The following is an 18,190-nucleotide window of genomic DNA, read 5'->3' on the forward strand; positions in this document are numbered from 1 at the left end:
CTGTCGGTGATCTGCGTTCGTTATCCGGTCAATGTCCGCCGAAGACCAGGACTTGGAACGGGATCAGCAGCGCCTGGATGCGCAGGATGATGGCGTGTACCAGACCGACGGTGTCGATGGCATGCAGACCGAGGGCGTGCCAAAAGCCGATATCCGGATCCTGCAGTGCCTCGTGATTGTTGGTATAGAGGTTGGCAATGCAGCTGCCGCCCATGGGAAGGCTGTCGAGTTGGCCGGCGTAGAGCGGCTCCATGATGACGGAAATGCTGCCGGGATGTCCCAACTGCCGAATATCGAGCAGGGTTTCGGTCGGTTTTACCTGGCCTGAAGCGATGACGGGCTGGACCTCGGTCACCACCATCGGGACGATCTGCCAGGGCTTGGCAAGGCAGGCGACCTCGCCGATCATGCCCTTTTTGATGACCTGCGATTCGATCTGGCCAAAACCGGCCAGGAGTCCTGTCGTCGGGCGCTCCGGCACCAAGATGCCGGCCGGTCGCAGCATCGGATTGACGATGTCACCGGGGCGCAGCGCGAACTGCTGCAGCATCCCGTGCGTCCCGGCGACCACCAGCGTCTTGCTCAGGGCGACCTCGGCCTCCGCCAGCGCCGCCTCGGCAGTGGCCTTCTCGGCCGGGAGTTGAAACTCCCTCTGCGAGGCGATGGCATCGCGGCTCGCCAGGGCTGCGTCGAGAGCGCCTTGCGCGGTATCGACCTGCACCCGCATCCGCTCGACCTCGGCCTCGGCGATCGAGCCGGGACTGCGGCCCTGCACCTCCATTCGTCGGGCGAGCTCGTCGCTGGCCTGGGCGAGCGCGCCGCGTGCTTGAACGATGCGCCCCTCCGCTTCCGCGAGCTGGGATTTCGCCGTCACCATGGCGGCCTCGATCTCCGCGATCTTGCGCTTGGCCGTCACGACTTTCGCCTCCTGTGCCGTGCTGTCGAGCCGGAACAGAGGCTGCCCCTCCACGACCCGTTCATTGATCTCGACAAAGGTTTCGGCGACCCGGCCGATCCCCTCGGTCATCAGCGTCACGGTGCGGAATACCGAGGAAGCGGACTTGGTCGAGGGGTGAAAGTAGAACACGGCCGTGATCAGGCTCACGGTCAGGATCAGGCACAGCGTGATGCCCCAGCGCAGCTCGTACCAGACGGTAAACAGAGTGATCTCGCGGCCCAACCGTCTGTCCTGGACGAAGCGCCGGTACAGGAAGTCGGGCAGGATCGTGAATGTCGAGCAGAGCAGAAGCTCAAGCATGTCCGCCGCCTCCGGCTTGCGACGAGGGTCCACTGCCGGCCGGTGCAGATGCCGCCGGTGTCTGTGACGGCGACGCCTCCGCCGGTGTCGCAGCTGTCGGGGCCGCTGCACTCTTCGACGGCGACGGCGCTGCTTCGGGCTTGCCGGCGATGCGCTCGAGCGAGGCGGCAATCGAGGACAGCGGCGTCGTGAAGTCCGGCAGCGGGACCAGGGCGAGCAACAGGCCGGCGACCCAAAACGCGTGGTTATGAGTGAAGAGCGCGAGTAGGGCCAGCACCGCGACGATCTCGAACTGAATCTTCTGTCCGCGATGCGCCATTTGCTCCGGTAGTGCGTGGAGCTTGAAATAAAAGACGCCGATGCCGACGACGGCGACCAGCAAAAAGATCGCCATCGCCACGAGCAGCACGTCGGTCTCTCCCGGTGCCGTGACGAAGGGTGGTAAGTGGTGGATCGCGGCCGGGTGAATCGGCTCCGACATCGTGCACACTCCTGCTATTTGCTGAAATCCGGGTCGGTGCGGGTGGGCCGTGGATCGTGAATCGTGGAGTCAATATACCGCTCGCGCAGTGATCCGAGGATGGATTGGCTCGTCGACCCTCTAGGCGGCAGGAGATCCTCGCTGTTCGTCCCGGGGAAAGGCGATGGCGCGCCACGGTGGAGTCGACATCCGATCCAGACCGGCGCTCGGCCTGATCGGATGATCCGATGCGGCGTTGTTCATGATCCCGACCGTAGGGTGGACGAGCGAGAGCGAAGTCCACCCAACCCGCGCCGGCGCTGGTGGACTGCGCTGCGCTTGTCCACCCTACGGCTACGACCAGCGACGTGGCCGAGTTTATGAGCAAGCCCATCCGATGCCTTGAAAGGGTTGGTGGGCGGGGGGGCTCGAAACCACACGGATTGCTCCGCTGGAATCCAAATCCAACGCACGCCTTCCTATCCACTTAATATCCATACATTAGCGCATGCTGCCCTGCGCTATCGCGACTCGACGGGACGTGTCGTGCCGGTCGATGCCTGCGTTGCGTCACGTTTTCGCCACGCTGTTTCGGCTGTGCATACCCAACCCGAGCATCATAATCCTATCGTACTCGGGCCCGATTTCGATAGCATTCTCCACCCGCTCGGCCGTCTGCGGATGGGTGCGCAACAGCGAGGGCTCGGGCAGACGTCGACCGGGCAGCAACAGTTGCTCCCGGGACGCGCGCTCGGTCTGCTCCAGCTTCACTTAGCCAGTTGATGGAGCTGATGGGCGCGTCCTTGGCGATGATCCAGGAAGGGAGCGTGCGCGAGAACGCCGAGCTGACGAAGACCGCCGCAGACAGGATCCTGAAGCATCCCGCGCCCAAGCATCAGCCTTGGACGATCATAGCCGACGCCGATCAAGCGGCCTTCAAGCAGAGTCTTTTGTCCTACGACTAAGTGCTCGACAGCGAAGCGACACGGGTCGCGGATGCGGCGGCCGCGGGCGACTGGCTCGGGGCGAGCCAGTCGGCCTACGCACTCACCACTGCCTGCATCACCTGCCATGTCATGTGGAAGAAGAAGGTGGTCCCCGCGCAGTGATCGTGCCGGCCGCTCGTCTTCGAGCGGCCGATCACAAGGACACAAGGAGAAATCCCGTCGCCGAGCGTCGGGGCATCGGTACGCCAACCTGGCGTAAGGGCGATCCGGAGACATGTGCAACCCTCGGGGAGCGCGACCACGCAGGGCCAGCGCGTCGACGGCATCCGCATCGGCACCGCTGCCCGGAATCCGGAGCGCCAGCGCGACCGGATCTCGGTCGATCGCATGCTCACCGACGAGGCGTTCGGGGAGAGCGTTGACGAGGTCGGGGTCGGCGCTCGCATCGTGCCGATCGTCGACGGGAGGCTGTCATCACGCCCGCAAGGCTAGGGCTTGATATCGAGAACCGGCGTGTCGGGGAAGGCGTCGATGTCGTCGATCTCGATGACGTTGTCCCGAACCGAAAGCACCCTGCAGCGGCTCAACGCGATCGGATTCGGACGCACCGGGGCGCGGGTGGCGAACACGCCGCGTAGCGGGTTGTCGGGGTTTGCGCGCGGGTGCACCTGCAGGATCGAACGCTTGTCCGGAGTGTCGTTGCGGTCGAACCAGTACAGCACCCAGATCGCCTCGAGCTCGCCCACGCCCAACAGGGCGGGTTGGTAGCGCCGCTCCAACTCGATGATCGTCCGGCCTTCGGTCTTCTTGATCCAGCCGATGGGGCTGATTTCGTACACGGGCGTCGCCCCCTCGTCGGAGGCCCCGGTACCGGCAGCGGCAGCGGCCAATAGGAAGACGAGACCACTGAACAACCGCATCCTCCGGCTGCGGCGCCGCCCAGCGGACAGATGCGCGCACGACGTCGGTTTCGGGGACACGAAGAGCGTCGGCATCTCGGAAGATTCGCGGATCTCACCCATGGCCATGCCGGTGGTGAAGATGGCGCATCGAGGCGATCGGCGCGGTGCCTGAACAGGTGTCATGAGCGATGGCGCTTCAGTGTTGTCGGGAAAAAGCCGATTGACCGTCGGTTTTTCGTGAAGGATACTCCGTCTCCTACCGCTTGCCCGGGGTTTTCACGCGTGTCGTTTGCGACAAGGCCGTATCTGGGGGTGCTTGAGCTGGCCGTTCTCGAGGGATTGTGGGGGCACGGCGGGCGGGATGCCAAGTCGGTGCACGCCGAGATCGGTGTGCGCCGCGGCATTTCGCTCAACACCGTACAGTCGACGCTCGAGCGCCTGTTCCGCAAGGGCCTGCTGCGGCGCGAGAAGGTGAGTCACGCCTACCTCTACAGCCCGGCACTGCAGCGCAAGGAGCTGATGGAGCGGCTGATCGGCGACGTGGTGGAGACGTTCTCCGACGGCCGCCCGGAGCCCATGCTCGCGGCCTTCGTGGACCTTGCGGCCCGGGTGGACGAGGAGAACCTGGCGCGGCTGGAGCGCTTGCTTGCCGAGCGGCGCGCGCAGGGCGCGGAGGATGCGCCATGAGTGGGGGACTTGGCCTGATCCCAGCCTCGATGCTGGTCTTCGCCGCGGCCGCCCTGTTCCTGTCTCTTCTCGGCTGGGCCCTCTATTCGCCGATGCGGCGCGTCCTTCGCGGCTTGCCGCCGGCCGCCGAAGCGGAGTGGTTGCTCGCCTTCGCGGGCGCACCCGCACTGGCCGGGCTCGCGTTGGTCTTCTTGGCGCTGTCGCCCTCCCTGGCGCATCTCCTCGGAATTGGGATCGACCACTGCCACGAGCACGGGCACCACATCCATTTCTGCGTAATCCATTCAGAGCTCTGGACCGGCAGCGCAACGGACTGGCTAATCCTGCTCTTGTCCGGACTCGCTGTCGTCACAGTTGCCGGCGATCTGCCGCAACGGCTGTGGCGAGCGCACGGATTCGCCCGGACACTGGAGGCGCTGGCGCTTCCCACCTCGGCCCCGATGCCCTGGCGTGCGGTCGAGATGGACGGCCCGCTCGCACTGACGGCCGGCCTGATCCGTCCGCGGATCTTCATCTCCACGCGTCTGCTCGAGGCCCTCTCGCCCGCGGAGCTGGCCGCTGTCCTCGGGCATGAGCAGGCCCATCGGCGTCGCCGCGATGCCCTGCGACTGTTGATCGCGGAGGTGCTTGCCCGGCTGCACCTGCCGCCGGTCCGCCGACGCCTGCTGGCGGATCTGTCGCTGGCCTGCGAGTGCGCCTGCGACGAGGACGCGGCGCTTTCCGGCACCGGGCGGCTCGGTGTCGCCGGGACCATCCTCAAGGTGGCCCGTTTGACTGCCGCGCACCACCGGCCGACAGACGCACTGCTTCCGACCATGACCGGGGCGGATCTGGAGGCACGGATCCAGGCCCTGCTGCGACCTGCCCCGGATCGGCACGTCGCGCCCTGGTCGCTGCTGATCCCCGGTGCCGGCGTCATCCTGGCGTTTGGCTGTCTCTATTCGGACCGGCTCCATCACAACGTCGAGTCGGCCCTGCACCTGCTGATGTCCTGATCCTGCCATGACCCATTCCTTCCTCCGTTCGACCGAAAAACCGACCCTGGGTCGGTCTTTCCCCCGGGCGTCCCGCCAGGCGCCCGGCGTCTTGTTGGCCGCGGCCATCCTGACCTTAACCGGATGCGATCTGCCGCACGGCCCGGGCTTGGGCCATGGTCACGACCACGAGCCCGGAAGCGGGCACGACCACGGCGCCGAACAGGCTCCGGCGCACGACGACCATGGCACCGCCGGGCACGATCAGGCGGCGGATCACGACCCGGACCACGACGACCACGGCGGTCATGACCAAGCGCAAGAGGCTCGCGACGACGAGCAGGGTCACGGGCATGATCCGGGGGCCATCGCGGTCACCCACTTCACCGCGCTCACCGAGTTGTTCGTCGAGTTCCCGCCGCTCACGGTGGGGCAGGCGTCGGGATTCGCGGCCCATCTCACCCGGCTGGAGGACTTTCGCCCGGTCGCCGAGGGAACAGTAAGCGTGCGCCTGTCCGGGGGCGGACTGCCGGATGAGGTCTTCAGCATGGATGCCCCATCGATCCCCGGCATCTTCCGCCCGGTGGCGATCCCCGAGCATGCCGCGGAGCGTCGTGTTGCGTTGACCCTGGAGTCGCCGGGGCTGACCGCCACACACGATCTCGGGACCTACCGAGTCTATCCCGACCGGGAAAGCGCCTTGGCCGACCAGCCCCCCGAGGAGGAGGCGGGCGAGGAGATCGGCTTCCTCAAGGAGCAGCAGTGGAAGGTGGATTTCGCCACGGCGGCGGTGCAGCGGCGAGCGCTCCATGCCTCGGTTCGGGCCACCGGCGTGATCAAGGCCCGCAAGGACGGCGAGGCGGTGGTCGGCGCCCCGACCGCCGGACATCTGCTGGCGAGCGACGCCTTTCCCCGGATCGGGACGCGCGTGTCCGCCGGGCAAGCGCTGGCGACCATCCTGCCCAAGGTCGCGGGCGACCAGGTCGACGTCGCCTCCCTGGAGCTGGCGGTGGAGCGCGCGCGCTCCGAGCATGAGTTCGCCCGGCGCGAGCAGGAGCGCCTGAAGCAGCTCGTCGCCCAGCGCGCGGCGTCCACGCGGGATCTGAACGAGGCCGAGAACGCCGAGCGCGTGGTCAAGGCGGAGCTGGTCGCGGCCACCGAGCGGCTCGCCCGCCACCGGCGCGCCCTGGGCGGCGATGGCTCGACCGAAGACCTGGGCATTCAGGTGCGCGCGCCGATCGCCGGCACGCTGGCCGAGATCCTGGTCACCGCCGGCAGCTACGTGGACGAGGGCGACGAGATGTTCCACATCGTCGACACGGAGCGCCTTTGGTTGGAGGCGAGCGTCGCGGAGGCCGACGTGGGCCGCCTGCGCGACCCGCAACGGGCCTGGTTCTCGATCGAGGGGTTCCAAGGGAGCTTCACCGTCGACCCGGCGACCGGCGGGCAGCTCGTCGCCTTCGGCACCCTGGTCGATCCCGTGCGGCGGACCGTGCCGCTGGTGTTCGAGCTGCCCAATCCAGAGGGTCGACTGCGGGTCGGCATGTTCGCCGACGTGCGCGTCTCCACCGGCGAACATGCCGAGGGCACGGCACTGCCGGTCTCCGCCATCGTCGAGGAGGCGGGCCAGGACGTGGTCTACGTGATGCTCGGCGGCGAGTCCTTCGAGCGGCGCGTGGTGCGCTTGGGGCTTCGCGACGGCGATTTTGTCCAAGTCGTCGAGGGCGTCGCACCCGGGGAGCGGGTGGTGACCCGCGGCGCCTATCTGGTTCGGCTCGCCGGGACATCCCCGGCGGCGGCCGGCCACGGCCACGCGCATTGAGGCGGCCATGATCGCAAACATCATCCGCTGGTCGTTGAAGAACCGCCTGTTCGTGCTGACGGGCTCTCTGCTGCTGCTCCTGTGGGGCGGTTACGAGACGCTGCGGATGCCCGTGGATGTCTTCCCCGACCTGACCGCGCCGACGGTCACCGTCGTGGTCGAGGCCCACGGCATGGCGCCCCAGGAGTTGGAGACCCTGGTCACCTTCCCCATCGAGACGGCGCTGAACGGTGCCTCCGGGGTCCGCCGGGTGCGCTCCTCCACCGGGGTCGGCATCGCCGTGATCAACGTCGAGTTCGAGTGGGGTACGAACGTCTACCAGGCGCGCCAGGTCGTCGCCGAGAAGCTCCAGCTGGTCCGCGGCGCGCTCCCCCCGGAGATCCCGCAGCCGATTCTGGCCCCGGTCACATCCATCATGGGCGAGATCATGTTCATCGCCCTGACCTCGGACCGGCATGACGAGATGGAGCTCAAGACGACCGCCGATTGGACCTTGCGCCGGCGCCTGCTGGCCGTTCCGGGTGTCGCCGAGGTGATCTCCACGGGCGGCGAGACCAAGCAGTTCCAGGTGGTCATCAATCCCGCGCGGCTGGCGGCCTACGGGATCGCCGTCGACGAGGTCATCGAGGCGCTTGCGCGCTCCAACGAGAACATCTCCGCCGGCTTCTATGCCGAGGGCGGGCAGGAATTTCTGATCCACGGGCTGGGACGGGTGCAGTCCCCGGAGGATATCGCCGAGACCCTGGTGGCCATGCGCGGCGGCGAGCCGGTGCTGGTCAAGCACATCGCCAAGGTGCGCATCGGGCCGGACCTCAAACGCGGCGCGGGGGCGACCAACGGCCGGCCCGCCGTGGTGATCGGCATCCAGAAGCAGCCGACGGCGAACACCCTGAGCCTGACCCGGTCCATCGACGCCGTGCTGGCGGACCTCCAGACCGCTCTGCCCGAGGGCATGCACATCGAGACCCATGTCTTCCGCCAAGCGGACTTCATCGGCCTCGCTATCGACAACCTGGTGCACGCCCTGCGCGACGGCGGCCTGCTGGTGATCCTCATCGTCTTCGCCTTCCTGGCGAGCCTGCGCGCGACCCTGATCAGCCTGATCGCGATCCCCCTGTCGCTCGTCACCGCGCTGCTCGCCATGAGCGCCATGGGTGCGACCATCAACACCATGACCCTGGGCGGCATGGCGATCGCCCTGGGCGCCCTGGTCGACGATGCCATCATCGTGGTGGAGAACATCGTGCGCCGGCTGCGCGAGCGCCAAACCCTGCCCGAGGGCGAACGGCCCGCGGCGCTGGCAACCGTCTACCACGCGACCCGCGAGATCCAGGGCTCCATCGTCTTCGCGACCCTGATCATCATGCTGGTGTTTCTGCCGCTGTTCTTCCTCTCCGGGGTGGAGGGCCGGCTGCTCGCCCCGCTCGGCTTTGCCTACGTGGTCTCGCTGGCGGCCTCGCTCCTGGCGGCCGTCACGGTCACGCCGGTCTTGAGCGCCCTGCTGCTGCCGGGATCGAAGGTGATCCGCGACGCCAAGGAAGGCGCGCTTGCCCGGCTGCTCAAGGTGCTCTACCGGCCCGTGCTCGACCTGACCGTTCGGCGCTGGCTGCCGGTGACCCTGATCGCCGGGGCCGGCTTCGTCGTGGCCGTCGTCTACCTGCTGTCCGCCGGGCGCTCGTTCCTGCCCGACTTCAACGAGGGCAGCCTGACGGTCGGCGCGGTCACCCTTCCGGGCACGGCGCTGGCGGAATCCGACGGGCTCGGCCGGATGGTGGAGGAGATCCTGCTGAACCAGCCCGAGGTGGTCGCCACCGCCCGGCGTACCGGCCGCGCGGAGCAGGATCCCCACGCCCAGGACGTCCATGCCTCCGAGATCGAGGTGCAGCTGCGGATGGGCGAGCGCGACAAGGAGGATCTGCTGGCCGCGCTGCGCGCCGACCTCGCGGCGGTGCCGGGCACCAACATCGTCATCGGCCAGCCGATCTCCCACCGCATCGACCACATGCTCTCGGGCACCCGGGCGAACATCGCGATCAAGATCTTCGGCCCCGACCTCTACGCGTTGCGCCGTATCGCCGCCCGCATCGAGACCCTGGTCGAGACCATCCCGGGCGCGGTGGACGTGGCCGCCGAGCAGCAGGCGGACATCCCCTTCCTGACCGTCGAGCTCAAGCGCGCGGCCATCGCGCGCCACGGGCTGAGCGTGCGCGACCTCGGGCAGGCCATCGAGACCGCCTTCCTCGGGCTCGAGGTCTCCAGGGTGCTGGAGGGCGAGACGACCTTCGATCTGGTCGTGCGTTACGATCCGGACAGCACCGCCGACCTGGACGCCATCCGCTCCACCCTGATCACCACGGCCACCGGCGCGCGGCTGCCCCTGCATGCGCTGGCGGACATCCGCAAGGACCGCGGGCCGAACACCATCGGCCGCGAAAACGTACAGCGCAAGATCGTGGTCATGGCCAATGTGGCCGGCCGCGACCTGCAAGGGGTCGTCGACAACATCCGCCGGGCGATCGCCGAGGAGGTGTCGCTGCCGAGCGGCTATCACATCGCCCTCGGCGGTCAGTTCGAGAGTTCCGAGCAGGCCTCGCGCACCCTGTTGATCCTCGGCATTGCCGTGACCGTCGGGATCTTTCTGCTCCTGTTCGTCGCCTTCCGCTCGGCCCGCGATGCCCTGCTGGTCATGCTCAACCTGCCGCTGGCGCTGATCGGCGGGGTGATGGGCGTCGTCGCCTCCGGGGGCGTGCTCTCGGTGGCCTCCATCATCGGCTTCATCACCCTGTTCGGTATCGCCACCCGCAACGGGGTCATGCTGATCGCCCACATCCATCAGCTGGTGGACCACGAGGGTGTGACCGATCCCCTGGAGGCGGTGAAGCGGGCGGCGACGGAGCGGCTGGTGCCGATCCTGATGACCGCGCTGGCCACCGGCCTCGCCCTGATTCCGCTGGCCCTGGCGGTCGGTCAGCCGGGCAGCGAGATCCAGTCCCCGATGGCGATGGTCATCCTCTACGGGCTGCTCACGTCGACGGCGCTGAACATGATCGTCGTGCCTGCACTTTACCTGCGCTTCGGGCAGATCGATCCCGGCGCACGGGCCGCGCGCGATCCCTTCGGCGGCGAGTTGGAGGGGACCGGGGATGTGCCGGGTCACGTGCGGCCGGCACCGCAAACGGGGGCCTCATGAAGGTCGGCGGGGAAGGGGTTTTCATACCGCTGAGGACAGGTTGATGAACGCGCAATCTACCCATCACGCACAACCTATCCCATATCGCTGCACGCAACCCTCCAGACGTCCCTTCGGCGTTCGTTGAATCCGTTCCAGCAACTTGCCTGACGCCCGAACCGTGCCATCAACTAAGCCCTTAAAAAGGTTGGTGCGCGAGGGGGGACTCGAACCCCCACGGATTGCTCCGCTGGAACCTAAATCCAGTGCGTCTACCAGTTCCGCCACCCGCGCGCGCCGCTATTCTACTGCGGATCCGACGAGAGCGTGAACTTTGGCTGGAACGGAAAAAAGCGCCCGCAGGCGCCTTTTCGAGTGATGTCGCCGGTCGCCCCCGAGGGTCGACCAACGATACCGTTCAGGGTTTGACGGTGGTCAGGCCGACGCTGACCCAGTCCTGCATTCCACCGCGATACCACTTAAGCTTATGGAGCGGATAACCGAGATCCACGAGGGTCTTGATGTTCTCGGTGGACTGTCCGCACCAAATCCCGTTGCAGAAGAGGACGAGGGTCTTCGCGTCGGTGAAATCCCAGGTATCGGTCTCGGCGTTGTAACTGCCGTCGAACTCGTCTGCGAGGATCTGCCTGAAGGCGTCGGCTTGATCGGGTGTTTCGAAGGTTCCGGCTGCATCCGAGCTGATATTGTTCCACGGGATGTTCATCGCGCCGGGGATGGTCCCGCGCATGACCCAGTCGGGGGTGCGGGAGTCGACGACGAGGATGCTGTCGTCGCCCTGGGACTTGCGGCGCAGGTAGTCCAGGACTTCGAGCTCTCCGATGGTGCCGACGCCCGGGAGTGCGACGATGGGCTGGACGCAGAAGGGCGGGCAGCCTCGGTCGGTCTTTTGGAACATCGCGGGAAGCGTCGCGTCGCGGTCGTGCCCGCGTTGAATGGTCACGGTCTGGCCGTTGTGGGTGACATCCAGACTCTCGATGTCTGGCGAGATCCGGTTGTCGGCCGCGAGCAGGGTGCCGGGCAGGGTGGTTGCGAGGACGATCAAGAGCGTTGCTGTGGTGGTCTGTTTCGGCATCGTTGGTCTCCTTATTCCGATTTGAGAGGGTCGGCCGTCACGGGTCTGGTTCGACCCGGTCATCCCGTCACTGCGGTTTCTTCACGTAGGTGGGGAAGGTCGCCCCTTGCTCGCGGATGGCTTGCTCGTAGCCCATTTCGCCTTGACGCCGTGCCTTGTCGGCCAGAGCGGTTGCGGCGGCGAAATCACCTGACTTGGCGAGGTCCTGCGCCTCCGTGATGAGCTTCCCGGTGTCGCGCCACTCGCCACCGACCGAGCCCGCCTTCTTGCGCGCGGCCTCGGCTGCGGCGATTGCGGCTTCGGCCTGTTTCGCCGCGTCGGTGTCGACGGTCGCACCTTGAGCCTGCTCGATGGCGAAGTTGTCCTGCTTCATGGCCTTCATGGCCAGCTCGCGCGCCTTCGTGAACTGACGGTCGGGCATGATCGCCTCGGCTTCTTCGATCAGCGAAGCGGTCTCCTCCGAGGCAACGCCTGCTGTTTGGGCGGCAGCGTGCGCGGCTTTCGCGTCCTCGATCGCCTGCTCCGCTTCCGACCTGTGGGTCGCCCAAGCACTTGTGATCGGCAAGGCGACCAACAGGGCTCCGACGAGAAACGTTCTGAATACACTGCGAATCGACATTTTAATTGGACTCCTCTCGTGCGCTCTCCAAGAGGGCGCGCGCGGGGCGCGCCCTCGTGCCTTTAGCGGTCGGTGTTATCGGCGTGCCTTATTTTCGTGCGCCGGGCCCATTGAGCTCCAGCCCGTTGTTCATGTAGGTCATGAAGTATTCAAGGTTTCGATATTCATCGCCCTGCAGGGGGAACGCCTTTGCTCGGACCTGCTCGTTGCATCCTTTATAGCGGCGATGCAGCGTGCCCATCTCGCCCCATTTCGAGCGATAGACCGGCCAGTGTGTGGTGTGACCGAAGGCGGGGCTCAAGATCTCGGTGCGGAGAGTCGTGCCCGAGTTGCCGAAGTGGCAATGGCTGCACGAGAAGTTGAACTGGCCGCGACGTGCGAAGTAAAACTCCTTGCCTGCCTCGTAGGCCGCCAGCGCGCGGGGATCATCCTCCGGAATCTCGATGTTCGTGACTTGGCCGCGGGACTCGTAGGCCATGTAGGCCGTGATGTCCGCCATCGGACCCTTCGCGAGGTTGAGCGGCTTCTCGCCATTGGCCTCCAGACATTCGTTGATGGCGAGCGGCAAGGTGATGACCATTCCGCGGTCTTTGTCCCAGTAGGGATACTCGGCGACGATTGCCGGACCATTCGGGAAGCAGTCCGCATAGGTTTTGCCGTTGGCGAACGGGGTATTCCACATTTCCTCGCCGGAACTCAGAGCGTTCTCGTAGGGCGGGAATTCCTCGATCGCCTCCCAGTTCTCGCGCCCCACCGGGTCCACCGAGTAGACGCCGTTGGCGAAATCCTGCACCGGAACGGTCGGGAAGCGCTGGGTGAAATAGGCTTGGAAGGTCGCCTTATCTTCCTCGGGTGTCGATGCGAAAGCCGGAACGGCGAGCGCACAAGCGAGACCCGCGACGGTGAACGAAAGCGATAGCTTTGACATTATTGGTTGCCTCCGAAGGTCGCTCTTTAGAGTGTCCAGACGTATTCGACGACGTCGACGAATTCCTGATTGGACAGAATCTCATGCTTGCCGAACGGCGGCATGGCGGCCTCCGGCGCCTTGACGGTCGCGTCCCAGATCTGGCGAGCGAGCGCCTCCTTGCTCGGATAGCGGGTTTGCATGGCGATCAAGGCCGGACCGATGGCTCCGGGACTCTCGGCACCGACGATCATGTGGCAGGCAACACAGTTGCCTTTGCCGCGATCCTCGGCAACGGCTTTACCCGCTGCGGCATCTCCGTTGAGCTCGAGTTGAGGCATGTCGACCGCCGTAGCGACGACGGCGAGTGTGGATAATCCAAGACCAAAAGCGATAGCGCTCGCTCGGATCGGGCGTAAGGACAGCATGCGTGTAGCCTCCTGAGGTCTTTGCTGTAACGACATGGCCCGGAATTGCTCCGAAGCCTGATTTCTTGTCTGATCTCCGCGTCGTCGCGCGGTCTTCCCGCGGTCGTTCGGTGACGCCGCGATGTTCTGTCGGGGGGCATCCTAGCACGTCGAATTGAAAATGTCCGACTCTCAAAGTGCGATGCAGGGCGCGGCATCGGAAACGTCGACTCGACGCGCTGCGGGCTCGCTCGGCGATGGCATTCGGGACCGATGACCGTGCATACTACTCAGGCTTCACCACGCCGTCGGCCCCAGTGGCAGGGGGCGCACTTGCAGCCAAACGGAGGATTCGAAAACCAATGTCACTCTCAAGACGTGAATTCATGCGCCTCATGGGAATCGCCGGTGCCGCCGGTATGTTCCCCTCGTCGGTCTTTGCAGCGAAGCGAATGCCGGCTGATCTCTACGAGGTTCCGAAATTCGGCAACGTGACCCTCCTGCACATCACCGACACGCACGCGCAGCTGAACCCGGTCTATTTCCGCGAGCCGAACGTCAACATCGGCATCGGACCGGCTTACGGGCAGGCGCCGCATGTGGTCGGCGAGGCGTTCCTGAAGCACTTCGGGGTCGATCCCGGCGGCATCGAGGCGCATGCCTTCACCTTCCTCGATTTCGACGCCGGCGCCGAGAAATACGGATCGGTCGGCGGATTCGCCCACCTCAAGACGCTCGTGGACCGGATCCGAGCCGAGCGTGGTGACGGCAACAGCCTGCTGCTCGACGGCGGCGACACCTGGCAGGGTTCGGGAACCGCTTACTGGACGCGCGGCATGGACATGGTCGGCGCCTGCAATCTGCTCGGCGTCGACGTCATGACCGGTCACTGGGAATTCACCTATCTGGACGAAGAGGTCATCAAGAACATCGCAGAGTTCAAGGGCGATTTCGTGGCCCAGAACGTCAAGGTGCGCGAAGAGGCTCTCTTCGACTACCGCTTCGCCGACTTCCCCGGCTTCGACGAGGACCTCGGCCGGGCCTTCAAGCCCTACACCATCAAAGAGGTCGGCGGCGTGAAGGTCGCGGTGGTCGGACAAGCGTTCCCCTATACGCCGATCGCCAATCCGCAACGCTTCATGCCCGATTGGACCTTCGGAATCGATGACGGCTCGATGCAGGAGGTCGTCGACCGGGTGCGCGAGGACGAGAAGCCGGATCTGGTCGTCGTCATATCGCACAACGGGATGGATGTGGACCTGAAGATGGCCTCGCGCGTAACCGGAATCGACGTCATCTTCGGCGGCCACACCCACGACGGCATGCCGTCGCCGACCATCGTCGAGAATGCCTCGGGCAAGACCCTGGTGACCAATGCAGGCTCCAACGGCAAGTTCCTCGGCGTCATGGACATGGAGGTGAAGGACGGCAAACTGCAGGATTACCGCTATCGTTTGCTGCCCGTCTTTTCCAATTTGCTTGCTCCGAATGCGGAGATGGTCGACTACATCGCGGGCGTGCGTGCACCCTACAAGGCACAGCTGGAAGAAGAGCTGGCGACCGCCGAAGAAACCCTATTCCGCCGCGGCAACTTCAACGGCACATTCGATCAGGTCATCTGCGACGCGCTGCGCAAGGTCAACGACGCCCAGATCAGTCTGTCGCCGGGCTTCCGATGGGGTACGACCGTGCTGCCCGGTCAAAAGATCACCATGGACAACGTCATGGATCAGACCTGCATCACCTACCCGGAGACCTACCGGCGCGAGATGACCGGCGCCGAGATCAAGCTGATCCTCGAGGACGTCTGCGACAACCTCTTCAACCCGGATCCTTACGTCCAGCAGGGCGGCGACATGGTGCGGCTCGGCGGGCTGGACTATGTCTGCGATCCGACGGCCTCGATGGGCGATCGCATCCTGGACATGGCGCTCGACGACGGCACCAAGATCGAGGCCGACAAGACCTACGTGGTCGCCGGCTGGGCGACGGTCGGCAGTCAATCGCCGGGCGAACCGATCTGGGAGACGGTCGCGACCTATCTGCGCGATATCGAGACGGTCAAGATCGACAAGCTCAACACGCCGAAGCTCAAGAACGTCGCGGGGAATCCGGGTATCGCGGACTATCCGTTCATGTAACGCCGCGGGGTGCGGCTCAAGGCCGTTCGACCCCGCGCCAGGCCCGCGGCGGATCGCCCCGTTCAGGCGTCCGTCGCGGGGCGCTCCCGCAACCCGCACCCTCGGTGACGTCTCCGGCGCGATGCCGCGATGCGTTGCTCGGAAGACCCGCCATCAACGGCAACACCCGGTGATCGACGACATGCAGTCGTCTTCTTCCGCTCGACCGACGGTCGGTCAGCCCGAGCCGAGCTCGACGTTTCCGAAAACAGCGCTGAACGGGCCTCGGCCGGACTCCTAGACAGGCCCCGCGCCGCGCACCCTGATTTAACTATTCTTCGGATAGATAGAAAGAATGCTTGGATCGTTGACTCAGCTTGCCCCGACCCACACAATCGCGCGCTCCCCGAGCCCGGCGATCGCCTGATCGAATCATCCCATCGGGGACACTGCGCCCCTGTCCGCCGAGACCTCCCGGGTGCCGCAGGTCCGGACCTCACGTGCCGTTCTTCGATGCCGATCGATGGTGTCTCGTCCGGCGCGCGTCGGACGATCAAAACAACCGCCTCCAAAGGTACCCCTATGAAGCAACACACGGTCGATGCCATCACGGCACATCCGCGTTATCGGGAGCTGATCGGCGCGCGTAAGCGCTTCGCTTGGACCCTGACCGCCGCCATCCTGATTATCTATTACGGCTTCATCCTCGTCATCGCTTTCGAGCCGGCATGGCTGGCCGTTCCCGTCGCCGAAGGCTGGACCATGACCGTCGGCATGCCGGTCGGCATCCTGATCATCTTGAGCGCCTTCATCCTCACGGGCGTCTACGTGGCTCGTGCGAACGGGCAGTTCGATCGTCTCACCAAAGAGATCCAGGAGGATTTCGAATGACACGTCTCGGAATGTGGGGCGTGCTTGCCGCCCTCCTGGTACCCTTCGGATTGGCCGCGGCGCCCGCCTTGACCGGCACGGTCGTTCAAAGCAGCGTGAACATGACCGCCATCATCATGTTCGTCATCTTCGTCGGCGCCACCCTGGGCATCACCTACTGGGCGTCGAAGCGGACACGCACCGCGAGTGACTTCTACACCGCCGGCGGCGGCATCACCGGCATGCAGAACGGCCTCGCCATCGCCGGCGACTTCATGTCCGCGGCGTCTTTCCTGGGTATCTCCGGCCTGGTGTTCGCGTCCGGCTACGACGGCCTGATCTATTCCATCGGCTTCCTGGTCGGCTGGCCGGTGATCATGTTCCTCATGGCCGAGCAGATCCGCAACCTCGGCAAGTTCACCTTTGCCGACGTCACCTCGTACCGCTTCGGTCAGACCCAGATCCGCACCATGGCGGCCATCTCGTCGTTGGTCGTGGTCGCCTTCTACCTGATCGCTCAGATGGTCGGCGCAGGCAAGCTGATTCAGCTGCTGTTCGGGCTGGACTATTGGATTGCAGTGGTGTCCGTCGGGCTCCTGATGATGACCTACGTCATCTTCGGCGGCATGACCGCCACGACCTGGGTACAGATCATCAAGGCCGTCTTGCTGCTCTCGGGCGCGACCTTCATGGCGGTAGCCGCGCTCGCCGCCTTCGACTTCTCCCCGGAGGAGATGTTCAGACAAGCCGTGGAAGTCAGTCCCAAGGGCGACGCCATCATGGGTCCCGGCTCTCTGGTCAAGGATCCGATCAACGCCATCTCTTTGGGTCTGGCCCTCATGTTCGGTACCGCCGGTCTGCCGCACATCCTGATGCGATTCTTCACCGTGCCGAATGCCAAAGAGGCCCGCAAGTCGGTCTTCTACGCCACGGGCTTCATCGGCTATTTCTACATCCTGACCTTCATCATCGGCTTCGCCGCGATCGTGTTGTTGTCGCAGAACCCGCAATTCTTCAAGCCCGAGGCACTCGCTGCAGACGGCACCGTGATCAAGGACCAGTTGATTACCGGCCTGTTGGGCGGCACCAACATGGTCGCCATCAACCTGGCCGAAGCGGTCGGCGGAAATCTCTTCCTGGGCTTCATCTCGGCTGTTGCCTTCGCGACCATCCTCGCCGTGGTCGCGGGTCTGACCCTCGCCGGCGCATCGGCGATCTCGCATGACCTCTACGCCAACGTCATCGCGCGCGGTCGCAGCAACGAGACGACCGAGATCCGCGTCTCGCGTATCGCAACGCTATGCCTCGGCGTGCTCGCGATCGGTCTGGGCATCGCGTTCGAGACCCAGAACGTCGCCTTCATGGTCGGTTTGGCCTTCGCGATCGCGGCAAGCGCGAACTTCCCCGTGCTGGTGGCCTCGATCTTCTGGGGCAAGATGACCACGCGCGGTGCGATGATCGGCGGTTTCGCCGGGCTCTTCAGCGCGGTCGGTCTCACGATCGTCTCCAAGGCGGTGTGGGGCGACGTACTCGGCTTCACGGCGGTCAATGCAGAGGGTGTTGCGGTTCCGGTCGGGCTCATCCCCCTCGACAACCCGGCGATCATCTCGATCCCGATCGCCTTCTTCTGCATCTGGTTCTTCTCGATCCTCGACAACTCCGAGCGCGCCAAGATCGATCGGGCAGCCTATGCCGCCCAGCGGATCCGTTGCGAAACCGGCATCGGCGCAGAAGGCGCGGCAAGCCACTAACCGGCGATGAAAACGTAGGATGGGTAGAGCGCAGCGAAACCCATCCTCCCCACTCCAACGCCGTAGGATGGGTAGAGCAAAGCGAAACCCATCCTCCCCGCTCCAGCGCCGCAGGATGGGTAAAGCACAGCGAAACCCATCCTCCCCGCTCCAACGCCTCCCCGCGCTGCGGGGCATTCACAAGCCGCCGGGTGTCCGTTGACC

Annotated in this window: 17 protein-coding genes and 1 tRNA gene; 10 read left to right on the forward strand and 8 right to left on the reverse strand. The window is 65.4% G+C overall.

Annotated elements, in window-relative coordinates; genetic code table 11:
* Positions 1-28 precede the first annotated feature (28 nt).
* Both THIMADRAFT_RS22490 and THIMADRAFT_RS22495 read right to left on the reverse strand, forming a co-directional pair.
* Positions 29-1,258, reverse strand: coding sequence for an HlyD family secretion protein (locus THIMADRAFT_RS22490; RefSeq protein ID WP_007195437.1), 1,230 nt, complete (start codon positions 1,256-1,258; stop codon positions 29-31).
* Positions 1,251-1,739, reverse strand: a complete 489-nt coding sequence (locus tag THIMADRAFT_RS22495) for a hypothetical protein (protein ID WP_007195438.1) — start codon at positions 1,737-1,739, stop codon at positions 1,251-1,253. Before THIMADRAFT_RS22495 ends, THIMADRAFT_RS22490 begins: the two co-directional genes overlap by 8 nt.
* A 770-nt stretch (positions 1,740-2,509) precedes the next feature.
* Between THIMADRAFT_RS22495 and THIMADRAFT_RS27245 the strand changes: the two genes are divergently transcribed.
* The 3 genes from THIMADRAFT_RS27245 to THIMADRAFT_RS22510 all read left to right on the forward strand — a co-directional run bounded on the left by THIMADRAFT_RS27245 (position 2,510) and on the right by THIMADRAFT_RS22510 (position 3,157).
* The gene (locus THIMADRAFT_RS27245; protein ID WP_158308412.1) at positions 2,510-2,683 is read left to right on the forward strand and encodes a hypothetical protein; all 174 of its coding nucleotides are present in this window, start codon (positions 2,510-2,512) and stop codon (positions 2,681-2,683) included.
* Positions 2,684-2,827 carry a hypothetical protein gene (locus THIMADRAFT_RS27250; RefSeq protein ID WP_158308413.1) on the forward strand — a complete coding sequence of 48 codons (144 nt, stop codon included), beginning with the start codon at positions 2,684-2,686 and terminating at the stop codon, positions 2,825-2,827.
* A 114-nt stretch (positions 2,828-2,941) separates the two neighbouring features.
* Positions 2,942-3,157, forward strand: coding sequence for a hypothetical protein (locus tag THIMADRAFT_RS22510; RefSeq protein ID WP_007195440.1), 216 nt, complete (start codon positions 2,942-2,944; stop codon positions 3,155-3,157).
* Here THIMADRAFT_RS22510 and tsaA read toward each other — a convergent pair.
* On the reverse strand, positions 3,154-3,660 hold the full coding sequence (gene tsaA / locus THIMADRAFT_RS22515; protein WP_233490331.1) for a tRNA (N6-threonylcarbamoyladenosine(37)-N6)-methyltransferase TrmO: 507 nt from the start codon (positions 3,658-3,660) through the stop codon (positions 3,154-3,156). The two genes, THIMADRAFT_RS22510 and tsaA, sit on opposite strands and share 4 nt — an antisense overlap.
* A 219-nt stretch (positions 3,661-3,879) precedes the next feature.
* Here tsaA and THIMADRAFT_RS28125 point away from each other — a divergent pair, with 219 nt between their 5' ends.
* From THIMADRAFT_RS28125 to THIMADRAFT_RS22535, 4 genes are read left to right on the forward strand one after another with little or no spacing between them, the layout of a single operon-like run.
* Positions 3,880-4,254, forward strand: coding sequence for a BlaI/MecI/CopY family transcriptional regulator (locus THIMADRAFT_RS28125; RefSeq protein WP_007195442.1), 375 nt, complete (start codon positions 3,880-3,882; stop codon positions 4,252-4,254).
* The gene (locus THIMADRAFT_RS22525; protein WP_007195443.1) at positions 4,251-5,249 is read left to right on the forward strand and encodes a M56 family metallopeptidase; all 999 of its coding nucleotides are present in this window, start codon (positions 4,251-4,253) and stop codon (positions 5,247-5,249) included. The genes THIMADRAFT_RS28125 and THIMADRAFT_RS22525 overlap by 4 nt, the downstream gene beginning before the upstream one ends.
* 7 nt (positions 5,250-5,256) lie before the next feature.
* On the forward strand, positions 5,257-7,050 hold the full coding sequence (locus THIMADRAFT_RS22530) for an efflux RND transporter periplasmic adaptor subunit (protein ID WP_007195444.1): 1,794 nt from the start codon (positions 5,257-5,259) through the stop codon (positions 7,048-7,050).
* A gap of 7 nt (positions 7,051-7,057) precedes the next feature.
* Entirely contained in the window at positions 7,058-10,240 is a 3,183-nt protein-coding gene (locus THIMADRAFT_RS22535; protein WP_007195445.1) for an efflux RND transporter permease subunit, read from the forward strand.
* A gap of 188 nt (positions 10,241-10,428) precedes the next feature.
* Here THIMADRAFT_RS22535 and THIMADRAFT_RS22540 read toward each other — a convergent pair.
* The 5 genes from THIMADRAFT_RS22540 to soxX form a co-directional block, all read right to left on the reverse strand.
* Positions 10,429-10,513 (reverse strand) — tRNA-Leu (locus THIMADRAFT_RS22540).
* Positions 10,514-10,637: 124 nt separating this feature from the next.
* The gene (locus THIMADRAFT_RS22545) at positions 10,638-11,312 is read right to left on the reverse strand and encodes a rhodanese-like domain-containing protein (RefSeq protein WP_007195446.1); all 675 of its coding nucleotides are present in this window, start codon (positions 11,310-11,312) and stop codon (positions 10,638-10,640) included.
* Positions 11,313-11,379: 67 nt separating this feature from the next.
* Positions 11,380-11,931 carry a hypothetical protein gene (locus THIMADRAFT_RS22550; protein ID WP_007195447.1) on the reverse strand — a complete coding sequence of 184 codons (552 nt, stop codon included), beginning with the start codon at positions 11,929-11,931 and terminating at the stop codon, positions 11,380-11,382.
* 88 nt (positions 11,932-12,019) lie between these two features.
* Entirely contained in the window at positions 12,020-12,859 is an 840-nt protein-coding gene (soxA, locus tag THIMADRAFT_RS22555) for a sulfur oxidation c-type cytochrome SoxA (protein ID WP_007195448.1), read from the reverse strand.
* Between the two features lie 26 nt (positions 12,860-12,885).
* Positions 12,886-13,266 (reverse strand): sulfur oxidation c-type cytochrome SoxX, encoded by a 381-nt coding sequence (soxX, locus tag THIMADRAFT_RS22560; protein WP_007195449.1) that lies wholly within the window; start codon positions 13,264-13,266, stop codon positions 12,886-12,888.
* A gap of 341 nt (positions 13,267-13,607) precedes the next feature.
* On the opposite strand from soxX, the gene soxB reads away from it, so the two are divergent.
* The 3 genes from soxB to THIMADRAFT_RS22575 all read left to right on the forward strand — a co-directional run bounded on the left by soxB (position 13,608) and on the right by THIMADRAFT_RS22575 (position 17,986).
* Positions 13,608-15,386, forward strand: coding sequence for a thiosulfohydrolase SoxB (gene soxB, locus THIMADRAFT_RS22565; RefSeq protein ID WP_007195450.1), 1,779 nt, complete (start codon positions 13,608-13,610; stop codon positions 15,384-15,386).
* A 561-nt stretch (positions 15,387-15,947) separates the two neighbouring features.
* Positions 15,948-16,256, forward strand: coding sequence for a DUF485 domain-containing protein (locus tag THIMADRAFT_RS22570; protein ID WP_007195451.1), 309 nt, complete (start codon positions 15,948-15,950; stop codon positions 16,254-16,256).
* The gene (locus THIMADRAFT_RS22575; RefSeq protein WP_007195452.1) at positions 16,253-17,986 is read left to right on the forward strand and encodes a cation acetate symporter; all 1,734 of its coding nucleotides are present in this window, start codon (positions 16,253-16,255) and stop codon (positions 17,984-17,986) included. Before THIMADRAFT_RS22570 ends, THIMADRAFT_RS22575 begins: the two co-directional genes overlap by 4 nt.
* The last annotated feature ends 204 nt before the right edge of the window (positions 17,987-18,190 follow it).

Source organism: Thiocapsa marina 5811 (assembly GCF_000223985.1).
In the GTDB taxonomy this organism is placed as follows: domain Bacteria; phylum Pseudomonadota; class Gammaproteobacteria; order Chromatiales; family Chromatiaceae; genus Thiocapsa; species Thiocapsa marina.

What these genes read in the sequence shown, in the direction of transcription:
- THIMADRAFT_RS22490 (WP_007195437.1), bottom strand. Translation starts at nt 1,258, where the DNA reads ATGCTTGAGCTTCTGCTCTGCTCGACATTCACGATCCTGCCCGACTTC.
- THIMADRAFT_RS22495 (WP_007195438.1), bottom strand. Translation starts at nt 1,739, where the DNA reads ATGTCGGAGCCGATTCACCCGGCCGCGATCCACCACTTACCACCCTTC.
- THIMADRAFT_RS27245 (WP_158308412.1), top strand. Translation starts at nt 2,510, where the DNA reads ATGGGCGCGTCCTTGGCGATGATCCAGGAAGGGAGCGTGCGCGAGAAC.
- tsaA (WP_233490331.1), bottom strand. Translation starts at nt 3,660, where the DNA reads ATGCCGACGCTCTTCGTGTCCCCGAAACCGACGTCGTGCGCGCATCTG.
- THIMADRAFT_RS22525 (WP_007195443.1), top strand. Translation starts at nt 4,251, where the DNA reads ATGAGTGGGGGACTTGGCCTGATCCCAGCCTCGATGCTGGTCTTCGCC.
- THIMADRAFT_RS22530 (WP_007195444.1), top strand. Translation starts at nt 5,257, where the DNA reads ATGACCCATTCCTTCCTCCGTTCGACCGAAAAACCGACCCTGGGTCGG.
- THIMADRAFT_RS22535 (WP_007195445.1), top strand. Translation starts at nt 7,058, where the DNA reads ATGATCGCAAACATCATCCGCTGGTCGTTGAAGAACCGCCTGTTCGTG.
- THIMADRAFT_RS22545 (WP_007195446.1), bottom strand. Translation starts at nt 11,312, where the DNA reads ATGCCGAAACAGACCACCACAGCAACGCTCTTGATCGTCCTCGCAACC.
- THIMADRAFT_RS22550 (WP_007195447.1), bottom strand. Translation starts at nt 11,931, where the DNA reads ATGTCGATTCGCAGTGTATTCAGAACGTTTCTCGTCGGAGCCCTGTTG.
- soxA (WP_007195448.1), bottom strand. Translation starts at nt 12,859, where the DNA reads ATGTCAAAGCTATCGCTTTCGTTCACCGTCGCGGGTCTCGCTTGTGCG.
- soxX (WP_007195449.1), bottom strand. Translation starts at nt 13,266, where the DNA reads ATGCTGTCCTTACGCCCGATCCGAGCGAGCGCTATCGCTTTTGGTCTT.
- soxB (WP_007195450.1), top strand. Translation starts at nt 13,608, where the DNA reads ATGTCACTCTCAAGACGTGAATTCATGCGCCTCATGGGAATCGCCGGT.
- THIMADRAFT_RS22570 (WP_007195451.1), top strand. Translation starts at nt 15,948, where the DNA reads ATGAAGCAACACACGGTCGATGCCATCACGGCACATCCGCGTTATCGG.
- THIMADRAFT_RS22575 (WP_007195452.1), top strand. Translation starts at nt 16,253, where the DNA reads ATGACACGTCTCGGAATGTGGGGCGTGCTTGCCGCCCTCCTGGTACCC.